General features: G+C 72.8%; 27 protein-coding genes. 9 read left to right on the top strand and 18 right to left on the bottom strand.

The genetic code is table 11. The features are described from left to right. Positions 1–76: 76 nt before the first annotated feature. From ACFY23_RS01235 to ACFY23_RS01205, 7 genes are all read right to left on the bottom strand, one after another. Complete coding sequence (locus ACFY23_RS01235) at positions 77–1,231, bottom strand: acyl-CoA dehydrogenase family protein (protein WP_350677637.1); 1,155 nt, start codon at positions 1,229–1,231, stop codon at positions 77–79. Between the two features lie 100 nt (positions 1,232–1,331). Then, positions 1,332–2,864: an acyl-CoA carboxylase subunit beta gene (locus ACFY23_RS01230; protein ID WP_350677639.1), complete on the bottom strand. Its 1,533-nt coding sequence runs from the start codon at positions 2,862–2,864 to the stop codon at positions 1,332–1,334. Positions 2,865–3,133: 269 nt separating this feature from the next. Next, positions 3,134–4,054 (bottom strand): hydroxymethylglutaryl-CoA lyase, encoded by a 921-nt coding sequence (locus ACFY23_RS01225; protein WP_350677640.1) that lies wholly within the window; start codon positions 4,052–4,054, stop codon positions 3,134–3,136. A 227-nt stretch (positions 4,055–4,281) separates the two neighbouring features. After that, positions 4,282–5,643 carry a biotin carboxylase N-terminal domain-containing protein gene (locus ACFY23_RS01220; protein WP_350677643.1) on the bottom strand — a complete coding sequence of 454 codons (1,362 nt, stop codon included), beginning with the start codon at positions 5,641–5,643 and terminating at the stop codon, positions 4,282–4,284. Positions 5,644–5,730: 87 nt separating this feature from the next. Beyond that, positions 5,731–6,354, bottom strand: a complete 624-nt coding sequence (locus ACFY23_RS01215; RefSeq protein WP_350677645.1) for a TetR/AcrR family transcriptional regulator — start codon at positions 6,352–6,354, stop codon at positions 5,731–5,733. A gap of 107 nt (positions 6,355–6,461) precedes the next feature. After that, entirely contained in the window at positions 6,462–9,359 is a 2,898-nt protein-coding gene (locus ACFY23_RS01210) for a hypothetical protein (protein ID WP_350677648.1), read from the bottom strand. Positions 9,360–9,361: 2 nt separating this feature from the next. Continuing rightward, the gene (locus ACFY23_RS01205; protein ID WP_350819243.1) at positions 9,362–11,149 is read right to left on the bottom strand and encodes an HSP90 family protein; all 1,788 of its coding nucleotides are present in this window, start codon (positions 11,147–11,149) and stop codon (positions 9,362–9,364) included. Between the two features lie 116 nt (positions 11,150–11,265). Between ACFY23_RS01205 and ACFY23_RS01200 the strand changes: the two genes are divergently transcribed. Next, positions 11,266–12,552 (top strand): MFS transporter, encoded by a 1,287-nt coding sequence (locus ACFY23_RS01200; RefSeq protein ID WP_350677653.1) that lies wholly within the window; start codon positions 11,266–11,268, stop codon positions 12,550–12,552. Here the strand turns inward: ACFY23_RS01200 and ACFY23_RS01195 are convergent. Then, positions 12,443–13,012 (bottom strand): VanZ family protein, encoded by a 570-nt coding sequence (locus ACFY23_RS01195; RefSeq protein WP_350819245.1) that lies wholly within the window; start codon positions 13,010–13,012, stop codon positions 12,443–12,445. The genes ACFY23_RS01200 and ACFY23_RS01195 overlap by 110 nt on opposite strands. Positions 13,013–13,205: 193 nt before the next feature. Between ACFY23_RS01195 and ACFY23_RS01190 the strand changes: the two genes are divergently transcribed. Together ACFY23_RS01190 and ACFY23_RS01185 are read left to right on the top strand one after the other, a co-directional pair. Continuing rightward, on the top strand, positions 13,206–13,751 hold the full coding sequence (locus ACFY23_RS01190) for a SigE family RNA polymerase sigma factor (protein ID WP_350677658.1): 546 nt from the start codon (positions 13,206–13,208) through the stop codon (positions 13,749–13,751). Beyond that, positions 13,748–14,926, top strand: coding sequence for a hypothetical protein (locus ACFY23_RS01185; RefSeq protein WP_350677660.1), 1,179 nt, complete (start codon positions 13,748–13,750; stop codon positions 14,924–14,926). Before ACFY23_RS01190 ends, ACFY23_RS01185 begins: the two co-directional genes overlap by 4 nt. Before the next feature lie 74 nt (positions 14,927–15,000). Here the strand turns inward: ACFY23_RS01185 and ACFY23_RS01180 are convergent, their stop codons facing one another. From ACFY23_RS01180 to ACFY23_RS01155, 6 genes are all read right to left on the bottom strand, one after another. Beyond that, on the bottom strand, positions 15,001–15,903 hold the full coding sequence (locus ACFY23_RS01180; RefSeq protein WP_350677662.1) for a sulfurtransferase: 903 nt from the start codon (positions 15,901–15,903) through the stop codon (positions 15,001–15,003). Positions 15,904–16,081: 178 nt separating this feature from the next. After that, complete coding sequence (locus ACFY23_RS01175; protein WP_350677664.1) at positions 16,082–16,882, bottom strand: YwqG family protein; 801 nt, start codon at positions 16,880–16,882, stop codon at positions 16,082–16,084. Between the two features lie 114 nt (positions 16,883–16,996). Continuing rightward, entirely contained in the window at positions 16,997–17,809 is an 813-nt protein-coding gene (locus ACFY23_RS01170; protein ID WP_350677667.1) for a YwqG family protein, read from the bottom strand. Then, positions 17,794–17,895: a hypothetical protein gene (locus tag ACFY23_RS01165; protein WP_387035698.1), complete on the bottom strand. Its 102-nt coding sequence runs from the start codon at positions 17,893–17,895 to the stop codon at positions 17,794–17,796. The genes ACFY23_RS01170 and ACFY23_RS01165 overlap by 16 nt, the downstream gene beginning before the upstream one ends. A gap of 75 nt (positions 17,896–17,970) precedes the next feature. Beyond that, positions 17,971–18,738: an SGNH/GDSL hydrolase family protein gene (locus tag ACFY23_RS01160; protein ID WP_350677669.1), complete on the bottom strand. Its 768-nt coding sequence runs from the start codon at positions 18,736–18,738 to the stop codon at positions 17,971–17,973. 110 nt (positions 18,739–18,848) lie between these two features. Then, complete coding sequence (locus ACFY23_RS01155; protein WP_387035701.1) at positions 18,849–19,199, bottom strand: hypothetical protein; 351 nt, start codon at positions 19,197–19,199, stop codon at positions 18,849–18,851. Between the two features lie 177 nt (positions 19,200–19,376). Here ACFY23_RS01155 and ACFY23_RS01150 point away from each other — a divergent pair, with 177 nt between their 5' ends. The 6 genes from ACFY23_RS01150 to ACFY23_RS01125 all read left to right on the top strand — a co-directional run bounded on the left by ACFY23_RS01150 (position 19,377) and on the right by ACFY23_RS01125 (position 23,468). Continuing rightward, positions 19,377–19,739, top strand: a complete 363-nt coding sequence (locus ACFY23_RS01150) for a Scr1 family TA system antitoxin-like transcriptional regulator (RefSeq protein ID WP_350677672.1) — start codon at positions 19,377–19,379, stop codon at positions 19,737–19,739. Continuing rightward, positions 19,736–19,912, top strand: a complete 177-nt coding sequence (locus ACFY23_RS01145; RefSeq protein WP_350677795.1) for a DUF397 domain-containing protein — start codon at positions 19,736–19,738, stop codon at positions 19,910–19,912. The genes ACFY23_RS01150 and ACFY23_RS01145 overlap by 4 nt, the downstream gene beginning before the upstream one ends. A 148-nt stretch (positions 19,913–20,060) precedes the next feature. Then, complete coding sequence (locus tag ACFY23_RS01140; RefSeq protein WP_350677674.1) at positions 20,061–21,830, top strand: proline--tRNA ligase; 1,770 nt, start codon at positions 20,061–20,063, stop codon at positions 21,828–21,830. A 56-nt stretch (positions 21,831–21,886) separates the two neighbouring features. Then, on the top strand, positions 21,887–22,312 hold the full coding sequence (locus tag ACFY23_RS01135; protein WP_350677676.1) for a CBS domain-containing protein: 426 nt from the start codon (positions 21,887–21,889) through the stop codon (positions 22,310–22,312). Positions 22,313–22,386: 74 nt separating this feature from the next. Further along, positions 22,387–22,815, top strand: coding sequence for a SufE family protein (locus ACFY23_RS01130; RefSeq protein ID WP_350677679.1), 429 nt, complete (start codon positions 22,387–22,389; stop codon positions 22,813–22,815). 20 nt (positions 22,816–22,835) lie between these two features. Next, positions 22,836–23,468: a DsbA family oxidoreductase gene (locus tag ACFY23_RS01125; RefSeq protein WP_350677681.1), complete on the top strand. Its 633-nt coding sequence runs from the start codon at positions 22,836–22,838 to the stop codon at positions 23,466–23,468. Positions 23,469–23,609: 141 nt separating this feature from the next. On the opposite strand, the gene ACFY23_RS01120 is transcribed toward ACFY23_RS01125, so the two are convergent. From ACFY23_RS01120 to ACFY23_RS01105, 4 genes are all read right to left on the bottom strand, one after another. After that, a complete protein-coding gene (locus ACFY23_RS01120) occupies positions 23,610–24,158 on the bottom strand; it encodes a YbaK/EbsC family protein (protein WP_350677797.1) in 549 nt (182 codons plus the stop codon). A 123-nt stretch (positions 24,159–24,281) separates the two neighbouring features. Beyond that, positions 24,282–24,476 carry a hypothetical protein gene (locus ACFY23_RS01115; RefSeq protein ID WP_350677684.1) on the bottom strand — a complete coding sequence of 65 codons (195 nt, stop codon included), beginning with the start codon at positions 24,474–24,476 and terminating at the stop codon, positions 24,282–24,284. Between the two features lie 37 nt (positions 24,477–24,513). After that, positions 24,514–25,485 (bottom strand): NAD(P)H-binding protein, encoded by a 972-nt coding sequence (locus ACFY23_RS01110; protein ID WP_350677686.1) that lies wholly within the window; start codon positions 25,483–25,485, stop codon positions 24,514–24,516. Further along, positions 25,482–26,123, bottom strand: a complete 642-nt coding sequence (locus ACFY23_RS01105; RefSeq protein WP_350677688.1) for a GAP family protein — start codon at positions 26,121–26,123, stop codon at positions 25,482–25,484. Before ACFY23_RS01105 ends, ACFY23_RS01110 begins: the two co-directional genes overlap by 4 nt. Positions 26,124–26,301: the final 178 nt, after the last annotated feature.

Here is a 26,301-nt window from a genome sequence, read left to right as displayed (position 1 = left end):
AGGGCCGGCTGACGGGGGCGCGGGGCCGGATCCGGCGGCGGGGGCCGACTGCCCGACGCCGCCGGACCCGACGACGTCACATGCCCAGGTCGCGCGCGATGATCATGCGCTGCACCTCGGACGTGCCCTCGCCGATCTCCAGGATCTTGGAGTCACGCCAGAAGCGCGCCACCGGGTACTCGTTCATGAAGCCGTAGCCGCCGTGGATCTGGGTCGCCTCCCGGGCGTTGTCGACGGCGACGGTGCTGGCGTGCAGCTTGGCGATGGCGGCCTGCCGCTTGAACGGCTCGCCGGCGAGCATCCGCGCGGCGGCGTCGTAGTAGGCCAGCCGGGCCGTGTGCGCCTTCATCTCCATGTCGGCGATCTTGAACTGGATCGCCTGGTAGTTGCCGATCGGCTGGCCGAACGCCTGGCGCTCCCTCGCGTACCTGATCGACTCGTCGACGCAGCCCTGGGCGAGTCCCACGGCCAGCGCGGCGATGGCGATCCGGCCCTCGTCGAGGATGCGCAGGAACTGGGCGAAGCCCCGGCCGCGCTCGCCGAGCAGGTTCGCCGCCGGCACCCGGCAGTCGTCGAAGGTCAGCTCGTGGGTGTCCGAGGCGGTCCAGCCGACCTTGGAGTAGCCCGGGGCGACCGTGAAGCCGGGCGTGCCGGACGGGACGATGATGGTGGACAGCTCCTTCGAGCCGTCCGGCTTCGTGCCGGTGACCGCGGTGACGGTGACCAGCGCGGTGATGTCGGTGCCCGAGTTGGTGATGAACGCCTTCGAGCCGTTGATCACCCACTCGCCCGTGGACTCGTCGAGCACCGCGCGGGTCTGCGTGCCGCCCGCGTCCGAGCCGAAGCCGGGCTCGGTGAGGCCGAAGCCGGCCAGCGCCTCGCCGCTGAGCAGCTTCGGCAGCCAACGGGCCTTCTGCTCCTCCGTGCCGAAGCGGTAGATCGGCATCGCACCCAGCGACACCGCCGCCTCCAGGGTGATCGCCACGCTGGAGTCGACCCGGGCCAGCTCCTCCAGGGCGAGGCAGAGCGCGAAGTAGTCGCCGCCCATGCCGCCGTGCTCCTCGCCGAAGGGCAGCCCGAACAGGCCCATCTTGCCCATCTGCCGGATCACCTCGTACGGGAAGGTGTGCTTCTCGTAGTGCTCCGCGATGACCGGGGCGACGACCTCGCGCGCGAATTCCCGCACGCTCTCCCGCAGCGCCTCTTGCTCCTCGGTGAGCCGGAAGTCCATCGAATCCTCCTGTGTGACGGGCCGCCGGGCGCTCGTGACGCCGGGGACGGGTCGCTGGTGCGGGGTGGCCCGCGCCGACCGGGTGGGGTCGACGGCGGGATCAGACCGGGGTGACGCCGTGCCGGCGCCGGGAGAAGTGCCGCTCCTTGGTGCGGGCGGCGGCGAACCGGCTGGTCAGCTCGGCGCGCAGCTCGTGCGGCTCGACGATCGCGTCCACCACCAGCTCGCTGGCGAGCCGGACGATGTCGATGTCGCGCTCGTACTCCTCGCGCTTCGCGGCGACGAACGCCGCCCGCTCGGCCTCGTCCTCGATAGCGGCGATCTTGTTGGCGTAGACCGCGTTGACCGCCGCCTCGGCGCCCATCACCGCGATCTTGGCGGTGGGCAGCGCGATCGTGGCGTCCGGCTCGAAGCCGGGCCCCGCCATCGCGTAGAGGCCGGCGCCGTACGCCTTGCGGACCACCACGCAGATCTTCGGCACGGTGGCCTCGGAGATCGCGGTGATCATCTTGGCGCCGTGCCGGATGATGCCCTGCTTCTCCACCGCGCTGCCGACCATGAACCCGGGCACGTCGGAGAGGAAGAGCAGCGGCACGTTGAACGCGTCGCAGAGCTGCACGAACCGGGTCGCCTTGTCGGCCGAGTCGACGAAGAGCACCCCGCCCTTGAACATCGAGTTGTTGCCGACCACGCCGACGACCTCGCCGTTCAGCCGACCGAAGCCGATGGTCAGCTCCTTGGCCCAGAGCGCCTGGATCTCGAAGAAGGAGCCCTCGTCGAGCAGGCCCTTGACGTACCGCCGCATGTCGAACGCCTGCCGCTCGCTCGCCGGCACCAGCGCGGCGAGGTCGGCCTTCTCCGGCGCGGGCACCGCCTCGGCGGCCGGCGGCGCCTGCGTCCAGTTGGCCGGCAGGTAGGACAGGTAGCGCTTCACCACGTCGAGCGCGTCGGCCTCGGTCTTGCAGAGGAAGTGCCCGACACCCGACTCGGCGCAGTGCACCTTCGCCCCGCCCATCGCCTCCAGGGTGGTCTTCTCCCCGGTGACCATCTCGACCATCCGGTCGGAGCCGAGGTACATGCTGGCGTTGCCGTCGACCATCGCGACCACGTCGCAGAACGCCGGGATGTACGCACCGCCGGCCGCGCTCGGCCCGAACAGCGCGCAGACCTGCGGGATGGAGCCGGAGGCGCGGACCTGGTTCCAGAAGATCTTCCCGGCGCCGCGGCGGCCGGGGAACAGCTCGACCTGGTCGGTGATCCGGGCGCCGGCCGAGTCGACCAGGTAGACCATCGGCACTCCGGTGGAGTAGGCCCGCTCGATGATCCGGATGATCTTCTCGACGGTGCGGGCGCCCCAACTGCCGGCCTTGACCGTGGAGTCGTTCGCCATCAGGCAGACCTGGCGGCCGTCGATGGTGGCGGTGCCGGTGACCACGCCGTCGGCCGGCAGGCCCTCGGCCATCGCGTTGGCGTAGAGGCCGTCCTCGACGAACGAGCCCTCGTCCACCAGGAGGGCGACCCGCTCCCGGGCGAAGAGCTTGCCCTTGGCGGCGTTCGCCGCGTGGTACTTGTCCGCGCCGCCGGCCCGCGCCCGCTTGCGCAGCTGCTCCAGAGCCTCACCGTCGAGCGTCACGCCGACTCCCTACCGCCGCCGCCACCGTGGTCCGCCGCCTCGTGGGCGACGGCACCGACCTGAACGATCGTTAGGCTAGCGCACCCGTCCCACCACCGCCCACCCCGCCTGCGCTCACCCCGCCCCGGCGCCCCTCACGGCGTCGGCGTCGGCGTCGGCGTCGGCCATGTTGATCAAGAGGTTCGCGTCCGGTTCCGGGCGAAACCGGATGCAAACCTCTTGATCAACCGATGACTCGGCCGGGGGCGGGGAGGGGCGGGAGGGGAGGGTCAGGCGGGGAGGGGGGTCAGGCGGGTGCGGGGGCCGGCGCGGAGGACGCCGGAGGGGAGCTGGCGGCCGACCAGGCGCTCGGCCAACTCCGCCACCTCGATCAGGGCGGCCAGGTCGATGCCGGTGTCGACGCCCATGTCGTGCAGCATGTGCACCGCCTCCTCGGTGGCGAGGTTGCCGCTGGCGCCCGGGGCGTACGGGCAGCCGCCGAGGCCACCGACGCTGGCGTCGAACTCGGTGACGCCCAGCTCCAGTGCGGTGAGCATGTTCGCCAGCGCCGTGCCCCGGGTGTTGTGGAAGTGCAGCAGCACGGGAACGTGGGCGTTGCGGTCGCGTACGGCGGTCAGCAGTTCCCGGACGCGGCGGGGCGTACCCATGCCGGTGGTGTCGCCGAACGCCACGCGGTCGGCGCCGTCGCGAACCACCCGGTCCACGATGGCGGCCACCCGGGCCGGGTCGGTGTCCCCCTCGTACGGGCAGCCGAAGCTGGTCGCGACGATCACCTCGGCCTGCGCGCCGGCGCCGTGCAGCAGGTCGATCAGCTCGGCGATGTCGTCCAGCGACTCCTCCGTCGAGCGGTTGACGTTGCGCCGGTTGTGCGTGTCGCTGGCCGAGACCACCACCTCGATCTCGGTGAACCCGGCGGCGAGGGCGCGCTGCGCCCCCCGGGTGTTCGGCACCAGCGCGGAGTAGCGCACGCCGTCGGCCTTCGCGGCCCGCTGCCACACCTCGTCGGCGTCGGCCATCTGCGGGATCGCCTTCGGGTGCACGAACGAGACCGCCTCGATCCGCCGCACGCCCGTGCCGGAGAGGGCGTCGAGCAGCCGCACCTTGGCGTCGGTCGGGATCGGATCCTCGTTCTGGAGCCCGTCGCGCGGCCCGACCTCCCGGATCGACACGAAGCCTGGCAGTTCCGCCATAAGGGGTCACCTCACTGTGACGTGGTGCAGTGGTGGGTCCGTCCAGCCTCCCACCCGCACACCGCTCCCCGCGAGGTGGCGCACCGCGCGCGCCGGGAACCGGTCCGATGGTTCGGTCTACCGCGCCAACCGGATCCCACCCACCACGGCCCTGGCCGGCCCCTGACCGCACCGACCACGAGGTTGGCGGTGACGGATCCCGCGCACCGCCAACCTCGTCGCCCGGGTCAGCGCATGCGGGAGACGATGCCGGTGTCGTAGTCGCCGGAGAGGAACTCCTCGTTCTCCAGCAACTCGGCGAAGAAGGGCAGGTTGCACTTCGGGCCGGTCAGCTCGAAGCCGGCCACCGCGGCGCGGGCGCGCTCGATCGCCTCGGCCCGGGTCGCGCCACTGACGATCAGCTTCGCCATCAGGCTGTCGTAGAACGGGGTGACCGTGTTGCCGGCGACGTAGCCCGAGTCGACGCGGACGCCGTCGCCGGTCGGCTCCGTCCACGCGGTGATCGCGCCGGGGCCGGGCAGGAAGCGCTTCGGGTCCTCGGCGTTGATCCGCAGCTCGATGGCGTGCCCGCGCGGGGCGAGCGCGTCCGGGTCGAAGGTCGGGGCCAGGCCGGCGGCCACCCGTAGCTGCTCCTCGACCAGGTCGACGCCGTAGACCAGCTCGGTGACCGGGTGCTCCACCTGGAGCCGGGTGTTCATCTCCAGGAAGAAGAACTCTTCGGGGCCATCACCCTTCGCGTCCCGCTGACGCGGGACCAGCAGGCACTCGACGGTGCCCGCGTTGCGGTAGTTCACCGCCTCGCCGGCGCGCACGGCGGCGGCCAGGAAACGCTCCCGCAGCTCGGGCGAGACCGCCGGGGACGGCGACTCCTCGACCAGCTTCTGGTTGCGCCGCTGCACCGAGCACTCCCGCTCGCCGAGGGCCACCACCCGGCCGTCGGCCAGGCCGAGGATCTGCACCTCGACGTGGCGCACCCGGGGGAAGTAGCGCTCGATCAGCACCGAGCCGTCGCCGAACATCCGCTCGGCGAACGCGCGCACCTTGTCGTACTCGGTGCGCAGCCCGGCCTCGTCGTTCGCCACGCCCATGCCCATGCCGCCGCCGCCGGCCGCGGCCTTGACCATCACCGGGTAGCCGATCTCCGCCGCCGCGGCCACGGCCGCGTCCAGGTCGGCCGCCGGGTCCGTCGTGCCGGGCGCGACCGGCACCCCGGCCGCCGCCATCAGGTTCCGGGCGTTGATCTTGTCGCCCATCGCGGTGATCGCGTCCGCGTCGGGCCCGATCCAGATCAGCCCGCTCGATTCGACGGTACGGGCGAAGTCGGCGTTCTCCGACAGGAAGCCGTAGCCGGGGTGGACCGCCTGCGCGCCGGTCGACTTGGCGGCGGCGAGGATCGCCTCGACGTTGCGGTAGCTCTGGGCCGGGTTCGCCGGACCCACGCACACCGCCTCGTCGGCCTCGGTGACGAACGGCAGGCCGGCGTCGGCCTCCGAGTGCACCGCGATCGCCCGAATGCCGAGCCGCCGGGCGGTACGGATGATCCGGCGGGCGATCTCGCCCCGGTTGGCGACCAGCAGCGACTCGATCATTTTTCCTCCCGGCGTCCAGGGATTGGGACGGCTGCCAGGTAACCATGACCGCTCGGTTACTGACGAGTCGCCACCCCCACGTGGGGATCAGGGGTTGGGGTGGGCCAGAAGGGCGGCCAGGGTGGCGCCGCGCAGCAGCTCGGCCCGGCGGCGCCGGTCCACCTCGCCGCCGAGGAACGGCGTCGAGTTCATCAGGCCGAACGCGGCGTGGGCCAGCACCCGCGCCTCGCCGGCGGGCATGCCCGGGTGCAGCGCGGTCAGCACGGTCACCCACTGCTCGACGTAGAGCCGCTGGAGCCGGCGGATCCGGCGGCGGGGCTCGTCGGGGAGACGGTCCAGCTCGTGCAGGTGCAGGGCGATCACCGCCGGGTTGGCCAGCGCGAACTCGACGTGGAAGTCGATCAGTGACTCCAGCGCGCCGCGCGGGTCGTCGGGGTGGCCGGCGGATCGCTGCTGACCGCCGGCGAGCAACTCCTCGCTGACGGGGATCAGCGCGGCGACCAGCATCGCCTCCTTGCCGGCGAAGTGGTGGTAGAGCGCCGGGCCGGTGACCCCGGCGGCCGCGCCGATGTCGTCCATCGAAACGCCGTGGTAGCCCCGGGATGCGAAGAGGCCGACCGCGATCTCCAGGATCTCGTCCTTGCGCGACCGGCGCCGGCCCGACCCCGCGGCGCCGTTCGCCCTGCTCCGTGGCTGCTGCTCGACCGTCACCGGGCAAGCCTAGACCGAGTGGGAGACGGCGTTAAGGCTTGGTTACCCACCGGTCGCCTGCGTTTGGGCCGGGCACCTGGGGAAACCCGGCCCGGACGGCGCGACCGTCAGTGCTCGTGGTCGAGGTCGTACTCGTCCCGCAAGGCGGCGGCCTCGGCCGGGCGATCCAGCAGGTCCAGCGCCCGGGCCAGCAGCCAGGCGGTCGACTGCACCGGACGGGACCCGGCGGGCAGGCCGCCGAGCACCTCGCGCAGCAGCCGCTCCGCCTCGGCCGGCCGGTCCAGCCGCAGCAGCAGCTCGCCGATGAATGCCTCCACCTGCGCGGCCTCGCCGAACGCCTCGATCGACCGGAGCCGGGTGGGCACCCCGACCAGCCGGTCGTACGCCTCGGCCTCCCGCCCCTCGACGGTCAGCACCCGCGCCCCGACCTCGGCCGCCAGGGCCAGCTCGTACGTCACCGGCGGCGGCTCGTCCGGCCGGCCGGCCAGCCCCGCCGCCACCGTGTCCAGCAGCTCGACGGTGCGCAGGGCCGCCGCCTCGTCGCCCGCCCAAAACTCCGCGTACGCCTGCCGGCGGCGGGCCCGGAGCTCGTCGAGCGGCAGGTCGGCCTGCCGGTACGCGGTCGCCGCCGCCGCGAACCGGCCCGCCGCCAGCGCGTCCCGGTCGGCGTCGTAGAGGATCCCGCCGGCCTCCTCCAGCACCTGCGCCCGGTGCGGTAGATTGTCCGGTCCGTCCAGGTTCTCGGCGAGCTGCTCCAGCAGGGCGAGCGCCGGATCGATCTCGCCCAGCCCCTCGTAGACGCCGGCCAGCAGGTGCCGGCACCGGTCCGCCTCGGCCTGCGCGCCGAGCCGGTCGAGCCCGAGCACCGCCTCCTCCGCGACCTCGGCGGCCTCGCCCAGCCGACCCGCGACCCAGTACGCGTTCGCCAGCTCCCAGCGCAGGAAGGCGTCCCCCTCCGCGCCCCGCTCGACGCAGAGCGTCACCGCCTCGGCGAAGTCGTCCACCGCGTCGGCGGCGCGGCCGGCGGTCATCAGCGCCCGCGCCCGGGCGACCCGGACCGGCAGCAACGCCTCGGCCGGCGCCACCCCCAGCGCCTCGTCGCAGGCGGCGACCGCCTCGGCCGGATCGTCGGCCGTCCGGGCGTACGCCAGGCAGGCGGCGGCGACGACGTCGCCGAGACCGAGTTCCCGGCCGAGGTCACGGGCCCGGTGGGCGGCGGCCCGGGCGTCCGCCTCCCGGTCGAGCTGTTCGAGTACGTGGGCCCGGTGCAGCGCGATCCGGGCGGCCAGCCACGGGTCGCCGCCCGCCTCGGCCGGCACCCGGTCGAGGGCGTCGAGCGCCTCCACCCAGCGCCCCCGGTGCATGAACGCCAGCGCGACCCGGTCCAGCCCGGCGGCCCGCTGCCGGTCGTCGCCCCGCCGGTCCAGCACGTCGGCGGACGCCCGGACCAGCTCCAGCCCCTCGTCCGCGCTCTCGTCGGCCATGGCCAGCAGCACGCCGAGCCGGCCGGCGACGACCTGGGCCCGGACCTCGTCACCCAGCTCCCGGTACGCGGCGATCGCCGCCCGGTGTGCCTCGACCGTGGTCGGCGCGTCCTCGTCGCCCAGCTCGGCGGCGCGCAACTCCAGCCGGTGGGCCGCCGTCCCCGCCGGGAGGTCCCCGCCGCCGAACCGGTCGTCCCAGGCGGCCAGCGCGGCCCGGAACGCCTCCCGGTCGTGGCGGCGCAGCCGCTCCTCGGCGAAGTCGAGCAGCTCGTCGGCGCCCGCGTCGGCCGGCACCGGGGCGGTGGCGGCGACCCCGGCACCCGGTGCCGGAGCGCGGTCGGCCCCGGCGCCCGGTGCCGGAGCACTGCCGGCCCCGGCTGCCGGACCGGCCGTCGCCGTCCGGACAGGCCGACGGCGCAGGCTGGCCGAGAGCGGCAGGTGCGTACCCGTCGGCTCGACGGCGAGCCGACGGGCCACCCACTCGGACTGGTGCGAGGTGCCGTTGCGGGCGTCGAACCTGGCGGCCAGCGCGGTCGCGGTGCCGGTCAGCTCGGCGGCGAGCGCGGACGCCGTGATCTCTCCGGCCGGCCGGTCGCCGGCCGCCCGCCGGTAGACGGTCAGCTCGCCGGCCCGGCGCAGCGCGGCGGCGGCCGCCGCCGCGAAGTGCATGGCGGCGGCCGGGGAGGGCGCCCGGTCCAGCCAGTCCAGGTGCCGCTCGACGATCTCCAGCGCGCGGGCGTCGTTGCCGGTCAGCGTGCAGAACTCGACGTGGTTGCCGATGTCCCACAGGTCCGAGAGGTTGCCCCGCAGCCGGCGGTACGCCTCCCGGTGGGCGTCGCGCGCCTCGTCCCCCCGGTCGGTGCGCAGGTACGGCACCAGCAGCGCGGTGAGGATGGCCTGCGGCTGCTCGGTGCAGCTCAGCCGGCCGGCGAGGACCGGCTCGGCCAGCGCGACCGCCTCGGCGTGCCGGCCGGTGTCGGCGAGGTACTGCACCTGGGTGGTCGGGTCGCAGCCGGCGCAGTCGGACAGCTCGTCGCGGGGGGTGGTCTGCCAGAGCCGGTACCAGTGCGCGGCCGCGTCGGCGTCGCCCAGATGGTCCGCCACCAGGAACCGGTGCTTGTGGACGGCCTGGAGGCTGTGGCCGCCTTCGCGGTAGCGACGCTCCATGTCGTCGAGCACCGCGTACGTGCGGTCCAGCGGGACCTCGGGGAACCGGAGCAGGCCCGTGACCATGTACTTGACGTGCCAGAGCAGTTGGTGGGCGTAGCGCTGGTGGTAGGGCTGCGGGTCGCGGTCGAACTCGGCCAGGCACCACGAGAAGGTGACGAAGGACTTGGCCGGCTCGCCGCCGTAGACGTACGCGGTGGTGGCCTGCATCCTGGTCACGAAGGCCAGCTCCCGGTCGTCACCGGCGTCCACCCGGCGCAGCAGCTGCTCCATGGCGGCGATCTGCCCCGCGCCGTACGGCATGTCGCCGACTTCGCGGAGCACCCGCCACAGGTCCTCGTCTTCGGTGCTCACACTCACTCCTGTCCCGGCACGGCCCGGCCGAGCAGGCCGAGGAACGAACTGTTCAGCAGCGCGGCGTCGGCCGCGCGGATCGGATGGTGCCCGAGCAGCAGCGCCTGCCCGTAGAGCGCCTCCACGGCCAGCCCGGCCAGCTCCGGGTCGGTCAACGTGGTGACCCGGCGGACCAGCGGGTTGCGGTGGTTGAGCACCAGTTGTGGCCGGTCCGGCGGGGCGGAGGCGGCGAGCGCGTCGAGCACCCCGCCCCACAGCTCGTCCGCCCGGTCCCGGGTCGCCGCGAGCTGGTCGTTGAACGCCGCCGACCGGCTCACCAGGTAGAGCGCCGGCAGCGAGACGGGGTCGTACGCCCGGACCACCACCTCGCAGCCGAGCCGCTCCAGGGCCCGCTGGGCGCCGGCGAGGAACGGCCGCAGGGCCAGCTCGACCTGGGGATCCAGGCTGTCGAAGCGGGTGGTCAGGTCGCTGGGCTCCAGCCGCTCGATCAGCACGGAGCGGTCCACCGTGGGCAGCCGCTCGATCAGCTCGGTGTCGTAGGTGTATCCGCCGTTCACCACCGCCAGGTCCTGCGCGGCGGCGACGGCGGCGAGCTGGCGGAACTCGTCCAGGCTGGCCGCGTAGCGGACCACCCCGTGCCGCTGCCGGAACTCGGCCAGGGTGAGGGTGCCGACGTTGGTGTCCATCGGCCACCACTGGTCGACCAGGCGGAGCATCTCGTCGTCGTGCAGGGCGAGCGCCTTCACGCCGAGGTGGTGCACCTGGAGGAACTCGGCGAGCCGCCGCGGGTCGTGCTTGGCGAGCCGGACCAGCCACCCGCGCACCTGGTCGCCGAGGGCCTCCCGGGTGGCCGCGAGCAGGCCGTCCTCGTAGAGCGCCTCCCGGCTGGCCGTCGGCCGCAGCTCGCTGGCGTCCACCACGCAGTGCGCGAAGAACGCCCAGTCCGGCAGGAGCCCGTCGGCGTGCTCGGTGAGCAGCATCCGCTTGAGGTAGACCTTGTGGCCGGCGCGGGACGCCGGGTTCACCGGGTTCGGCAGGATGAAGGCCGCCCCGGTCAGGCCGGCCTCCGGCACCGACAGCGGCAGCACGTCGAAGGGGTCGAAGCCGAGCGTCTCCCGGGCGTAGCGGACCAGCGCGGCCCGGTCGACCGGCGAGCCCGGAGTGGTCGGCCAGGGCGGCGCGCCGGCGGTGGTCACCACGTCGCCGACCCGGACGGTGACCGGCAGCAGCGAGCCGAAGAGCCGGGCCAGGTCGACCACCGTCGGAGTGCCGAACCACTGGTCGGCGTCGCGGCGCGGCACCAGTGTCACGGTGGTGCCCTGCTCGGCCCGACCGGCGCCGGACGCGGCCAGCTCGACGGCGTACCGGCCGTCGGAGTGCCCGGTCCAGTGCACGGTCGGGTGGTCGCCGTGCCGGGTGACCACCCGGATCTCGTCGGCCACCAGGAAGCAGGAGAGCAGGCCGATGCCGAACTGGCCGAGGAACTCGTGCCGGGAGAAGCCCAGCTCGTCGCGCTTGGAGCTGCGACCGATGGTGGCGAGCAGCTCGTGCACCTGCGCCTCGGTGAGCCCCACGCCGGTGTCGTGCACCCGCAGCGTGCCGTCGCCGGTCAGCTCCGGCGGCTCCACGCGCACCAGCGCGGGCGCGTCGGGGTCGGTCGCGCGGCGCGCGGTGATCGCGTCGACGGCGTTCTGCAGCAGCTCGCGGACGTACACCCGCGGGCTGCCGTAGAGGTGATGACTGAGCAGGTCGACCACGCCACGGAGGTCGACCTGGAAGGTGTGGTCCACGCTGGAGTGCTCCCCGGTCCGATGCCGGCGCCCACCGTACCGATGATCACCGACACGCGCGTCCCCCTTACCGACGGCTTGACCCTCGACCCGGTCGACCCCCGACGCTCGCCGTCATGACCGCACCCCCGCTCGGCCGCGACTACCGGCTGCTCTGGTCCGCCGCCGTGTCCTCGCGCCTCGGCGACGCCCTGCGTACGCCGGCACTGGCGCTGCTGGCCGCGACGCTGACCCGCGATCCCCGGGTGATCGCGGCGGTGACCGTGGCCGGTCAGCTCCCGCCGCTGCTGTTCGGCCTGCTCGGCGGCGTGTACGCGGACCGCTGGGACCGCCGCCGCACGATGGCGGCGGTGGACGGGCTGCGCGCCGCCGTGGTGGGTGGGCTCGCGGTCGCGGTCGCCCTCGACCGGGCCGGCGTCGCGGCGCTGGTGACTGTGGCGTTCCTGCTCGCCGCGCTCGGCACCCTATTCGACGCCGCCGCGTTCGCGATGCTGCCGTCGGTGGTGCCGCCGGCCGCCCTGCCGCAGGCCAACGGCCGCCTCCAGGCCGGCACGGCGGTGGCCGGCGGCTTTGTCGGCGCCCCCGCCGCCGGCGTGCTCTTCGCCCTCGCCGCACCCCTCCCGTTCGCCCTCGACGCTCTCACCTTCGCCGCCGCCGCCCTCCTCACCCTCGCCCTGCGGCCGGCCCGCCCGACACCCGCCCCGGACGCGGGTGAGAGCAGGGGCGAGGGCCGGCGGAGGTCGGTGTGGCGGGAGGGCGTCGAGGGGATCCGGTGGGTGCGGGGGGACGCGACGCTGTGGCGGCTCACCGTGCTGACCGCCGGGAGCAACCTGGCGATCAGCGGGTTGCTGGCGGTGCTGGTGCTCTACGCGCTCGACGTGCTGCGGGTGCCGCCCGCCGGGTACGGGCTGTTCGCCGCGGCGGCCGTCCTCGGCGGGCTCGCCGGTGGGCTGGGGGCGGGCAGGCTGGCCGCCCGGCTCGGCACGGTGCCCGCGCTCCGCGCCGTGCTCGCCGCCCAGGCCGTCGCGCTGACCGGGCTCGCGTTGGCCCGACACCCGCTGCCCGGCGGGCTGGCGCTGGCCGTCTTCGCCGCCGGCACGACGGTGTGGAACAGCCTCTGGGCCGCGTACGGGCAGGGTCAGGTGCCGGCCCACCTGCTCGGCCGGGTGGGGTCCGCCCAGCGGATGGTCGGCCTGCTCACCGCACCGCTGGGGGCGGCGCTCGCCGGGCTGGCCGGGGCGGCGTACGGGGTCGGGCCGGTGGCGGCGGCCGTGGCCGGGGTCTTCGTGCTGGTCACCCTCGCGGCGTGGCAGATGCTGCGACCGGCCGCGCCGGGGCCGCCCGCCGCCCCGCCCACCACCGCCGGGACAGCAGGCCGGCCAGGGCGGCACCCGTCGCGTTGAGCAGCACGTCGTCGACCGAGGAGACCCGGCCGAGGTCGAGCGCGTACTGCAACGACTCGACCAGCACGGAGCCGGCCGCGCCGAGCAGGAACAGCCGGCCGACGCCGGCCAGCGCGGCCAGGCGTACCGGGGCGAAGAAGCCCAGGGCGGCGAAGACCAGCAGGTTGCCGACCACCTGGACCACGGCGGTCGCCGGCGGGCCGGTCAGCAGGTCGACCAGGTCCCGCAGCGGCACCGCGTCGACCTGGCGGGGCGCGGCGCGCGGGGTGAGGATCATCCACACCCAGGGCAGGGTGCCGGCCACCGCGCCCACCTCGGCGGCGCTACGCCGCCACGCCTCCCGCGCGGTCGCGGCGTCCCGCCGGCGGCGGGCGAGCACGGCGGTGGCCAGGACCAGCGGGGGCAGCCCCGCGACCACGGCGAGCAGGACGCCGCCCCAGTCCCGCCACACCTGCGCCATCGGCGCAGCCTAGCCGGGCACCCGCTCCCGGTGGTACGGGCCGGAGGGGCGCGCCGCGCCGCGGTGCCGTACCCCTCAACGGTGCCTGCCGGGCCGGCGCGGCGAAGCCGCGCCGGGGCCGCCCAACCTTTTCCGGGTCCCCGTGCGTCTGCCAGGTGACGCCTCACGCGACGGCCGGCCGGAGGGAGGGCGGATGGGACCGGCGACGACCGACGACGGGCGGGACGGCTACGTCACCTTCGTCGAGTGCCACCAGCACCGGCTGCTGCGCGCGGCCTACCTGGTCTGCGGCAACCGGCACCAGGCCGAGGACCTGCTCCAGGACGCGCTGCTCAAGCTCGCCCTGCGCTGGCCCGCCGTGCGGCACGGCGACCCGGCCGCGTACGTGCGGGCCATCCTCTACCGCGACGCCGTCTCCTGGTGGCGGCGCCGCCGACGGGAGTGGCTCGCCGCGTACCCGCCGGAACGGGCGGCGCAGGAGGGCGACGGGGCGCTGCGGCTCGCGCTGCGCGACGCGCTCGGTCACCTGCCGCCCCGGCAGCGGGCGGTGCTGGTGCTGCGCTACTTCGAGGACCTCACCGAGGCGGCCACCGCCGAGGCCCTCGGCGTCACCGTCGGCACCGTGAAGAGCCAGTGCCACGCGGCGCTGCGCCGGCTCCGCGAGGTCGCGCCGGAACTGGGCCGCGACGAGGGACGGCCCGGCGACGGCCTGGTCACCGGGATGGAGGTGAACCCGTGAGGGACGACGAACTGCGCCGGCTGCTGACCGCCGCCGCCGAGGACGTCCGGCCGGCCCAGCCGGCGGCGGCGTCGTGGGAGCGGGCCCGGCGCGTCCGGCGCACCCGCCGCGCCGCCGGCGCCGCCGCCGTGGCGGTCGCCCTGCTCTCCGGAGGTACGGCGGTCGCCCTGCGGCCCGCGGACCCGCCGCCGCCGGTCACCGCGACGCCCAGCCCCACCCGGAACGCCCCGCCCGTGCAGCAGCCGCCGGCCGAGCTGCGCTACCCCGGTGACCCGCTCGGCCGGCTCGGCGACCCGGTCGGCGCGACGCTCTCCGCCAAGCCGGTCCGCCGGGCGCTGGCGCTCTACCAGCCGGTCGACCGGGACAGCGGCGTCGCCGGCCGGATCCGGGTGCTCGGCGACGACGGCATCGTCCGCGACCTCGACGTCGTCACGCCCGCCCCGACCCGCGACGCGGACGGCAACGAGGCGGTCCCGCTCAAGACGGGCAGCCTCTCGCCGGACGGGCGGACGGCCGCCTTCGCCCAGACCGACGAGGTGGTCGTGGTCGACCTGACCACCGCGGCCGTACGCCGTTACCCGCTCAAGGGGTGGCTGGAGCACGTCCTCTGGTCCCACGACCGGCTGCTCGTCGGCGACGACGACACCACGTACGAGGTGGACCCCGGCACCGGCGCCGCACGGGCGATCCCGGTATCGCCCTGGGACGTGGCCACGCCCGACCCGACCGCCCGGCCGGACCTCCTGCTGGAGCTGGGCGGCCCGCCGACGGGACTGATGCTGCACCGCGTCGCCACCGACGAGCGGGGACGGGGACAGGACAAGGTGCCCGTCGGCACCGCCGCGCTGCCCGCCGGCCACCGGGTCGACGAGTTCTACGGGCGCGGCTGGCTGCACGGCCACCGGCTCGCCCGCGCCGGCTGGATCAGCACCGGGACCATGGGCGGGCTGGAGGCGGTCGCGGTGCTGGACGCCCGCACCGGGTCGGTGACGCACCTGCTCGACCTGGGCCGGGACGTCTGGAAGGGCTGCTGCGAGGTGCTCGGCTGGGACGGCGACGGGGCGGTGCTGCTCCGCCACAACCCCGGCGGGCTGCTGCGTTGGCGGCCGGAGACCGGCGAGGTCACCGGCGTGACGCGGAACCTGTACGGCGCGGTGTCGCTCGCGGCCGGCTGAGCGCCCCGGCCCGCAGTGGTCCCCGGCAGGGGCCGGTCCCCGCGGCCGCAGCCGGCGCGGGGACCGGCCGACCGTCAGCTCGCCAGGCCGCCGGGCTGGTCGCCCTTCACGACGGGGACCCGGACCAGGTTGCCCCACTCGGTCCACGAACCGTCGTAGTTGCGCACCTGCGGGTAGCCCAGCAGGTGCCGCAGCACGAACCAGGTGTGGCTCGACCGCTCGCCGATCCGGCAGTAGGCCACGATGTCGTCGTCAGGGGCGAGCCCGAGCTGGTCGGCGTAGATCGCCCGCAGCTCGTCCGGCGACCTGAACGTGCCGTCGTCGTTCGCGGCGGACTTCCACGGCTTGTTCACCGCGCCCGGGATGTGCCCGCCGCGCAGCGCGCCCTCCTGGGGGTAGTCCGGCATGTGCAGCATCTCGCCGGTGTACTCGCCCGGCGACCGGACGTCGACCAGCGGGCGTCCCGCCGCGACGTGCGCCATCACCTGCTCGCGGTACGCCCGCAGCGGCGCGTCGTTGCGCTGCGGCACCGGGTAGTCGGCGCGCGGCCGGGACGGCTTGTCCCGGGTCAGCTCCCGGCCCTCGGCGACCCACTTCTGCCGCCCGCCGTCGAGCAGCCGCACGTCCGGGTGGCCGAAGAGGGAGAACACCCAGAGGGCGTACGCGGCCCACCAGTTGAAGTTGTCGCCGTAGAAGACGACCGTGTCGTCCCGGCCGATGCCCTTGGCGGCGCACAGCTCGGCGAATCTCTTGGCGTCGAGGTAGTCCCGAGTCACCTGGTCGTTCAGCTCGGTGTGCCAGTCCACCTTGACGGCGCCCGGGATGTGGCCGGTGTCGTAGAGCAGCACGTCCTCGTCGCACTCGATCACGACGAGGCCCTCGTCGCCCAGGTGGTCGGCCAGCCACTGCGTGGTGACGAGCCGCTGCGGGTCCGCGTACGACTGGAGTCGGGGATCAGGATCGCTCGGCACAGACATGATCCCCAAGGTACGCCGGATCGCGGGCCCGCGGCCGGCCATCGCAGATCGGTGCAGCGAATGCGACGCATCGCACGTGACAGTGAGGAGACCGCCGACCACTGAGGATCGCCATGACCGTACGGCACCGCGCCGGGCCACCCCGGGCCGCCGCTGGCGGGCGTGGGCGCACTTCAAATTACGATGAGTACATCCAGCTTTCCACTTGATCGAACCTCTTCTGCGCCAACTGGTGGGGTTTGATCATGTAGTGCATGCAACCACTGTCCCCCCACATCATATTGGCATTTTTATCCGTTTCTACGAGCAGAAGGAGGTGATCCTCCACATCGTCCCAGGACCAGCAATAGCCAAACATCTGATGACTGTATCGGTTCCCCTGGACCTCTTCTCGCAACTTGCTGTAGAGACCGCTAAACTCGATGTCGTCGATCCCTATGTATTCATGCTCTTTGAAATCTAGATCCAGCTCCTCTGGCCGCCATCCCGGCAGATCCCAGGCCGGGCGAAACCGAAGAGTACAACTATCGAAAATCTCAAGAATATTCTCCTCCAGTTCATCAGGCAGGTTTGTGCGTTGCAGGCTCTCTTGGTCTCCCTCATAGAAGTGGACCTGAGAGATTCCATCTACTACTGAATCAAAGAAATATAGCCACCCTCTTTCCGGCAGGACCTGATGATAATCATAGGGTTTCACATCTGGTAGATGGATCTGACCAACAAAGCACATCGGGGTTTTCCCGCTCGAAGAGCAATCATATGTGGGCCAGTCCAGATGAGATGGCAGATCGGGGAGCCCTCCAAATTTACTAGTTCCGATCGGAATGTCTGCATCGTCCGTTCGACTGGTAGTAATCAGTAATGTGTACGCCAGCTTCGACAGAAGGAACTCTTTCCCTCGGGAGCTGAAAGCAGACTTTTGGATAGCCTGCACAGCAACATCTTTTGCAAGTTCTATTTCTTCTTGCTGATAGGTCATCTTGTCCTTCGATGCTTTACGGCGGAGCTGGCCCCGGCGTACATCCGGTCAGGCGCGGCGGTGGGTGATCCGGTCGGCGACCACGGGCACCACGCAGGCGCCGTCACCGTCAAATTACGACGAGTACTCCCAGTTCTTTACTTGATCAAACCTCTTCTGCGCCAACTGGTGAGGTTTGATCATGTAGTGCATGCAACCACTGTCCCCCCACATCATATTGGCATTTTTATCCGTTTCTACGAGCAGAAGGAGGTGATCCTCCACATCGTCCCAGGACCAGCAATAGCCGAACATCTGATGACTGTATCGGTTTCCCTGGACTTCTTCTCGCAACTGTTCATAGAGTTCGATCAACTCCATGTCGTCAATTCCTATGTATTCATGCTCTTTGAGATCCAGATCCAGCTCCCTTGGCGGCCATGCCGGTAGGGTCCAGACTGGGCGAAGCCGAAGAGTGCAACTACTGAAAATCTCAAGAATATTGTCCTCCAGCCCACTGGGCAGGTTCGTGCGCTGTAAGTTCTCTTTTCCTCCCTCGTAAAAATAAACTTGGGAGAATTCAGCTTCCATTGAATCGAAGAAATACAACCATCCTCTTTCCGGTAGGACCTGATGATGATCATAGGGTTTCACATCCGGTAGATAGATCTGACCAACAAAGCACATCGGGGTTTTCCCGCCCACAGGGTGATCATATGTGGGCCATTCCAGATGAGATGGCAGATCAGGGAGCCCGCCGAACTTGCCAGCTCCGATCGGAATGTCTCCGTCGTCTGTTGGACTGGTAGAAATCTGTAATGTGTATGCCAGCTTCGACAGAAGGAACTCTTTCCCTCGGGAGCTGAAAGCAGACTTCTGGACAGCCTGCACAGCAACATCTTTTGCAAGTTCTATTTCTTCTTGCTGATAAATCATCTTGTCCTCCACTTTTCACGGCGCAGCCTGGCCCCGGCGTGCGCCCCGGTCAACTCTGCCAGCGGGTCGACCGCGACGATCCGGTCGGCCCGGACCACGACGGCGGCCCCGGCGGTCGGCGGGGCGTCGGGGCTGGTCCGCAGCAGCGGCGCGGTGTGCAGGGTGAGAGCGGCTCAGTCGGTGACCGGGCCGAGGGCCGGCCGCTTCGCGGTGACCGTGTCGCCGGAGGAGCGGCCGGTGAGCCGGCGCTTGATCCACGGCGCCAGGTGCTGCCCGGCCCAGCGCAGGTCGGCGGCCCGGGCGGCCAGCCAGGGCGTCGACGCCGGGTGCGGCGGCACCATCAGCCACTCCTCGTCGCAGCCCACGCCGAGCGCGCTCAGCACCTGCCCGGCCACCCGCCGGTGCCCGGCTTCGGAGAGGTGCAGCCGGTCGGTGCTCCACAGCATCGGGTTCAGGTAGGTGTCGTCGGCGTACAGGTCGACCAGGATCGCGCCGTGCCGCTCGGCCGTCTCGCCGACGGCCTTGTTGAGCAGTTGCACCCGGGGCGCGACGAGCCGCTGACCGGGCAGTCGGGCCATCACGTCGGCGAACCGGAAGAGGACCACGTCGGCGCCGCCGGAGCGCAGGTCCCGCACGACGTCGTCGAAGCGGGTCACCAGCGCGTCCGGGTCGAAGGTACGGCGCAGCACGTCGTTGCCGCCCGCGGCGAAGCTGATCAGGTCGGGCTTCATCGCGATCGCCGCCGGCACCTGCTCGGCCACCACGCTCGGGAAGAGCCGGCCCCGGATGGCCAGGTTCGCGTACCGGAAGTCGGGGCCGGCCTCGGCGGCCAGCCGGGTGGCCACGAGGTCCGCCCAGCCCCGGTACGTGCCGTCCGGGTACGCGTCGTCCATGCCCTCGGTGAAGCTGTCTCCCACCGCCACGAAGCTGCGCCAGCGCACTGGTGACCCCTCCGAACCTCCGGCGAACCGTAGCGCCGGACAGTCTGTCACCGCTTCCGCCGCGACCGGCGTCGCCTGCCCGACAAACGTGGCGGAGGTCATCGGCGGCGTCAGGAAGGCGGGTCCGCCGGCTCGACCAGAGGCCGGCGGTAGGGGCCCCAGGCGACGAACCGCTCGAACAGGTCGCGTGGTGTCGGGCCGTCGTGCGGGTTCAGCCGGAACAGGTCGTGGCTCGCCTCGTGGTAGAGGCCGGAGAGGTAGACGGCGAGGTCCAGGTGCCGGCCGTCGTACTCGACCTTGAGCAGCAGCCGGGCGGAGGCGCAGGGCCACGGCAGGCCGCAGGCCCGGCACAGCCACAGCGGGCGGATGGGCAGATGCGGCGGGTGGTCCGGTGGATACGCCCGAGGCCGGTCGGCGTACGGGCCGAGGCGCGGCACGGGAAGCTGGCCGGAGATCACCAACGACCCCCGTTGGCCCGCCACTCCTGCGCCCGGGTCAGCCGGCCCGGGCGGCCCGGACCCGTGGTCGGCAGGACCCTGGTCGGCTCGCGCATCCAGCCCGGCAGGTTCGTTCCCCGAACCCGCCGGGGCAGGGATGGCGGCGGTACGGCGGTCCGGCACCGGAACCAGCAGATCGGGTTGGACATCCTCGTGGCGGTGATCGAGGAGGCCGTTCTCCGCCGAGCCGACGAGAGTTTCCGGGGGATCATGACACAGCAGATCACCCACCTGACCCAGTGCGTCGAGCGTCCGCACCTCAGCGTGCACGTCATCCCGGCGGAGGTCAGCACACATGTCGGACTCGCCGGTCCGTTCACCCTCGCGCTGGGCGGCGACGGCGGATGGGTCGGCCATCTGGAGAACCAGCTCGGCGGCACGCCGGTCGACAAGGACGAAGACGTGGCTATCGTGATCGCGAGATGGGAGAGCGTCCGCAGCAAGGCACTGCCTCGGCGGCAGTCGGTCGAGCTGATGAAGAAAGTGATCACGTCATGGACCTGACCGGCGCGACCTGGCGCAAGTCCACCCGCAGTGGCAACGGCGAGTGCGTCAAGGTGGCCGACAACCTGCCCGGCGTGGTGCTGGTGCGCGACACCAAGGACCGCAGCGGCGGCACGCTCCGGTTCGCCCCCGAGGCGTGGCAGTCGTTCGTCGACTTCGCCAAGCGGCGCTGACCGAGGTAGCGCAACAACTCCACCGCGACTCGGACACCCCCGGATCGCCGACGTCGATCGCCCCGGTCGGCGTGCGCAGCATGCGGAACGGCCGGCGAGCCAGCCAAATCCGATCGCCCGTCCGGCAGCCCGGTCGTACGCTGCGGCAATGCTGCTACGCATGTCGACTCTGCTGCTCCGGACCCTGCGCGAGGACCCGGCCGACGCGGAGGTGCCGAGCCACCGGCTCCTGCTGCGCGCCGGCTACATCCGTCGCGCCGCACCGGGCGGCTACACCTGGCTGCCGCTGGGCAAGCTGGTGCTGGACCGGGTCACGGAGGTGGTCCGGCAGGAGATGACGGCGATCGGCGACCAGGAGGTGCACTTCCCGGCGCTGCTGCCGGCGGAGCCGTACCGGACCAGCGGCCGGTGGACGGAGTACGGCGACGACATCTTCACCTTCGCCGACCGGCGGGGCGCCGAGCACCTGCTCGCGCCCACCCACGAGGAGCTGGCCGCGCTGCTGGTGAAGGACCTGTTCACCTCGTACCGGGACTTCCCGGTGACGCTCTTCCAGGTTCAGACGAAGTTCCGGGACGAGGCCCGGCCCCGGGCCGGCCTGCTGCGCGGGCGAGAGTTCCTGATGAAGGACGCCTACTCGTTCGACCTCGACGACGCGGGCCTTCAGGCGGCGTACGACCGGCACCGGGGCGCGTACCGGCGGATCTTCGACCGGCTCGGGCTGGAGCACACGATCGTGCACGCGACGTCGGGGGCGATGGGCGGTTCGGCGTCGGAGGAGTTCCTGGCGGCGACGCCGGTCGGTGAGGACACCTTCGTCGGCTGCACCGCCTGCGACTACGCCGCGAACACCGAGGCGGTGACCACGCCCGCCCCGCCTGCCGGCGACCCGGACGCGCAGCCGGCGGCGGAGGTGCACGACACCCCCGAGACCCCGACCATCGCCAGCCTGGTCGAGTTGGCCAACGCCCGCCGGCTGGGCGGCCGGGACGACTGGACCGCCGCCGACACCCTGAAGAACGTGGTGCTCCGCCTGCGCCGGCCCGGCGCGGAGGAGGCCGAGCTGCTGGTGGTGGGGCTGCCCGGCGACCGCGAGGTGGACCTGAAGCGGCTCGGCGCGGCGGTCGCGCCGGCCACCGTGGACGTCTTCGACGGCTGGGAGGCCCACCCCGAGCTGGTCCGCGGCTACATCGGCCCGCAGGTGATGGCGAAGCTCGGCATCCGCTACCTGGTCGACCCGCGGGTGGTGCCGGGCAGCGCCTGGCTGACCGGCGCGAACGAGCCGGGCCGGCACGCGACCGGAGTGGTCTGCGGTCGGGACTTCGTGCCCGACGGCACGATCGAGGCGGCCGAGGTGCGGGCCGGCGACCCCTGCCCGGCCTGCGGCACCGGCGAGCTGACCATGCGGCGGGGCATCGAGATCGGGCACATCTTCCAGCTCGGCCGCCGCTACACCGACGCCTTCGCCGTCGACGTGCTCGGCCCGGCAGGCAAGCCGGTCCGGCCGACCATGGGCTGCTACGGCATCGGGGTGTCCCGGGCGGTGGCCGCGATCGCCGAGCAGCACCACGACGAGCGGGGGCTGGTCTGGCCGGCGACGGTCGCGCCGTGCGACGTACACCTGGTCGCCGCCGGGAAGGGTCCGCAGCTGGAGGCGGCGCTGGAGCTGGGCGGACGGCTCGCCGCCGCCGGCCTGCGGGTGCTGGTCGACGACCGGACGCATGTCTCGGCCGGGGTGAAGTTCACCGACGCCGAGCTGGTCGGCATCCCCCGCGCCGTCGTGGTCGGCCGCCGCCTCGCCGAGGGGTACGTCGAGCTGCGCGACCGGGCCTCCGGCGAGCGCGTCGAGCTGCCGGTCGACGGGCTGGCGGAGCGACTCGTCGCGGAAGTCCGCCGGGAGCGCGGCGACGTGGTGTAGCGGGCGCGCCACGGGGTACGGCAGTCCGATCGGCCGGATGTTCTCTGGAGGCTCTCATGACCGGTTACCGGGTCAGCGACGTGATGACGAAGCAGGTCATCTACCTGCCCGCCGAGACCACCCTGGACGAGGCGGCCAGGGTGATGAAGGAGGCGGACATCGGCGACGTGGTGGTCACCGACGGCGCCACCCTCGCCGGCATGCTCACCGACCGGGACATCGTGGTGCGGGCGGTGGCCGAACGCAGCGACCCGGCCGCCACCACGATCGGCTCGATCATCACCCGGGAGGTGGTGATGATCGAGCAGCACTCGACCGCGGCCGAGGCGGCGGCGCTGATGCGGGAGCGGGGCATCCGGCGGGTGCTGGTCTGCGACGCCGAGCGCAAGCTGGTCGGCATCGTCTCCCTCGGCGACCTCGCGATGCAGCTCGACCCCCAATCGGCGCTCGGCGAGATCAGCGAACAGGCCCCCACCGTCTGAGGTGTAAGGAAGGGCCCCTTCCTAACGCCTTCGGTAGCGGAAGGGGCCCTTCCTGACGGCGGTAGCCTCGGAGCATGTCTTCCATGCCGGCCCGGCTGTCCGAGATCGTCGACGAGTTCGCCACCGCGCCCCGCGACGTGGTGCTGGAGATGCTGCTGGAGTACGCCGACGTCGTCCCTCCGCTGCCCGCCGACTCCACCGACCGGGAGGGCATGGAGCAGGTGCCCGAGTGCCAGACGGCGTTCTTCCTGCGCGCCCGGGTGACGCCGGAGAAGACGGTGGAGACCCTCTTCGACTGCCCGCCGGAGGCACCCACCACGCGGGCGTTCGCCGGCATCCTCGCCGAGGGGCTGGCCGGGGCGAGCCCGGATGAGGTGCTCGCCGTCCCCGACGACCTCTATCAGCGGATGGGGCTGGCGCAGGCGATCAGCCCGCTGCGGGTGCGCGGCGGCACGGCCATCCTGGCCCGGCTGAAGCGGCAGGTCCGGGAACAGATCGGCTGACCAGGGGGTTGTCAACCGGCATGGAGATCGAGATCTACGCCGACGTGGTCTGCCCCTGGTGCTACATCGGCAAGCGTCGGCTGGAGCAGGCCCTGGAGTCGTACGACGGCGAGGTGACCGTCCGCTACCGGCCGTACCAACTCGACCCGTCGCCGGTGTCCGAGCCGCGCCCGCTGGTCGAGGCGATGGCCGCCAAGTTCGGCGGGCAGGACCGCGCCCGGCAGATGTTCGGGCACGTCACCGAGGTGGCGGCGGGCGCCGGGCTGAAGCTCGACTTCGACCGGGCGGTCGCCGCGAACACCTTCGACGCCCACCGGCTGGTCTCCTGGGCCACCGACCGTGGCCGTGCCGCCGAGATGGTCGATGCGCTCTACCGCGCCCACTTCACCGACGGGGTCGACGTCGGCTCCCGGGACGCGCTGGCCGCGCTCGCCGGCGAGGTCGGCCTGGACGCGGCGGAGGCACGCCGCTTCCTCGACTCCGACGAGCGGGTGGCCGAACTCTCCGCCGAACTGGCCACCGCCCGCCAGATCGGGGTGACCAGCGTGCCGACCTTCGTCCTCGCCGGCAAGTACGCGGTCACCGGCGCCCAGGAACCGGAGACGCTGCTCGCCGCGCTGGCCGAGGTGGAGCGCCGCGAGTCCGCCGGCTGAGCCGCCCGAACCTGACCGGTCGGCCAACGTGCTCAGCTCGCGGATCCCGGCGACTGGCCGACAGGCCGCCGAGCAGGGCGACGGACCGCCGGGTCGGTCGCCGAATGTTTCACGTGCAACGGTATCGACGTCGGTCAGCGGCTAGGCCGGTCGGGCCAGGTCCTCCACCACGCGGGCGCCGGGCAGTGCGCCGAGCGCCGGCCCGGGCAGCGCGATCTTGCTGTGCCGTACGCCGGACCCGATGATCACGTGCGGCGTGGCGATCACCCGGGAGTCGACCAGGATCGGCCACTGCTCCGGCAGGCCGATCGGGGTGATGCCGCCGTACTCCATGCCGGTCAGCTCCACCGCGTCGGCCATCGGCGCGAAACTCGCCTTGCGGACGTCGAGCGCCCGGCGGGCCACCCCGTTCACGTCGGCGCGGGTGGTGGCGAGCACGACGCAGGCCGCATAGCGGACGACCCCCTCGCGCTTGCCGGCCACCACCACGCAGTTGGCCGACACGTCCAGCCCCACCTCGTACGCCGCGCAGAAGGCGGCGGTGTCGGCCAGCTCGGCGTCGATCGGCGCCACCAGCACGTCGTCGACGTCCACCGGGGCGTCGGCGGGCCACTGCCCGATGGCGGCGGCGACCGGCGGGGCGAGCAGGTCGAGCCGGGTACGGGCGGGTTCGGTCTTCAGCGTCCCCATCACGCCTGTGATCCTCGCACCACCCCGTTCGCCCCGCCCACCACGAGCCCAACCCGTCCCGGGGACCGGTCACCCGCCTGGGCCACCCGCCCGGCGAGCGGTCACCGGGCGGTCGGGTGTCGGTCAGCTGCCGGTGAGGAAGCCGTTCTCGCGGAGCAGCGTCCGGTCCCGCGCGGCGGCCAGCTCCTCCGCCCGCTCGGCCTGGACCCGACGCACCTCCATCTCCTCCAGGGCGTGGCGGATGGCGAGTCGGATGACGCCGTACAGGAAGACGAAACCGGCGACGTAGAGGATGACGGTGGCGACCATGGCGAACATGGCGTCACGGTAGGCCGGACGTGAACACGCAGGCCGTTCATCTTGCGCCGGTTCCCTCGTACGTGTCGGCCAGGTGGTCGGCCCAGGTCCGGGCGCCCGTCGGGGTGGCCTCGGTGACCAGGCCGCCGGAGCGCAGCGCACGGCCGATCTTCCCGGGGATCCGCACCGGCAGCAGCGGACGGCGGGACCGCCGGGCGGCGTTCCAGGCCCGGACCGCCTCGTCGAAGCGGAGCACCTCCGGCCCGCCGTACTCCTCGATGCCGTGCAGCGGACCGGCGGTGAGCCGCCGGACCAGCCGGCCCGCGACCTCGCCGGGGTCGACCGGCTGGGCGAGCACCGCCGGGTCGCCGATCACCGGGCCGAGCCGGCTCGCGCCGCGCAGCATGCCGTCGAGGAACTCCGGGAACTGGGTGGCCCGCAGCACCGTCCAGGGCACCGGCCCGGCCGCCACGACCTGCTCGGCGGCGAGCTTGTGCCGGTAGTAGGGGATCGGCACCCGGTCCACCCCGACTATCGAGACGTAGCAGAGGTGACGTACGCCCGCCCGTCCGGCAACAACGACCAGCCGGCGGGTGCCGAGCACGTCGACCCGGTGGGTCTGCCGCCCCCGGTTCGGCGACGAGGCCAGGTGCAGCACGGCGTCCACGCCGGCCACCGCCTCGGCCAGCCCGTCCCCGGTGGCCAGGTCGACCACCACCCACTCCGCCGACGGATCGGTACGCGGCCGCCGGCTCGTCGCCCGCACAATCCAGCCCTCGTCGCGCAACCGTGGCAGCACCACCCGCCCGAGCCGACCGCCCGCCCCGGTGACCAGCACCCGCATGGTTTCCCCCTTCTCCGGCGTCCCGCGCCCGCCGCGGCCACGGTGCTGACGGCGCCGCCCCGACGGGCGTGACCGGCTGTGCGCCGGTTCACCGGAGCAGCTCGGGCCGCCGTCACGGCGGCGACCGGCCATCAGCTCACGCAGCAGGTCGGCCACCGTCATCAGCACGACCGGCCACCAGGTCACCGCAGCAGGTCGGCCACCATCATCAGCACGAAGAACCCGATGACGATCTCGCTGACCAACCAGGAGTGCTGCCGGGCCCAGTTCCGGATCCGGGGCAGCGCCGTCGCGGCCCGGCGGCCGAGCAGCAGCAGCGCCACCAGGGGCAGGGCCAGCAACGCGAGGGTGAGCAGGACGAACGGCAGCAGGTGCCACCAGGGCAGGTCGTGCCGGGCGGCGCTCGCCCCCACGGTGATCATCGTGAGGTCGTCCGAGGGCATGGCCAGGAACAGCAGCACGCCGAGCCGCAGCGCGTAGCCGGGGCTGGCCCGCTGGAGCCCGCCCATCCACCTCGGCGTGCCCGCGGTGTGCCGGCGCAGGAAGACGACCACCGCCAGGACGACGAGCAGCGCCAGCACCACCACGTCGATCCGGCTCTCGACCGCCCGGTGCCCGCCCCCGCCGGCCCCGACGTTGACCTTCACGGCCCGGGTGACCAGCCAGCTCGCCGTCACCCCGCCCGAGACCACGAGCCCCGCCCCGGCCAGGTAGCCCAGCGAAGCGGCGCGCGGTCGGTCGGACGAGGCGAGGAAGACCGCCGCGACGAGCTGCGTCCCGGCGACCATCACCACGGCCATCGGGAGGATGGTCAGGAAGTTCATCGCCCGCCCATCCTCCCGGTCGCGCCCACCGTCCCGGGTCGATTCGCCGCATCCCCAGCGCCGGTCTCGCCAGGAGGGCCGAGCCCCACACGACGTCGACCAGACACGCGGTCGGCCAGAGCACGCGGCCCGCCAGAGCACGCAAGCCGGAGCACACGGTCCGCGAAAGCGCCCGCCG

It is taken from the genome of Micromonospora sp. NPDC000121 (assembly GCF_042899165.1).
Taxonomy (GTDB): domain Bacteria; phylum Actinomycetota; class Actinomycetes; order Mycobacteriales; family Micromonosporaceae; genus Micromonospora.
Note: the sequence above shows the minus strand (reverse complement) of the source record. Positions and strands in the feature narration are given on the sequence as shown.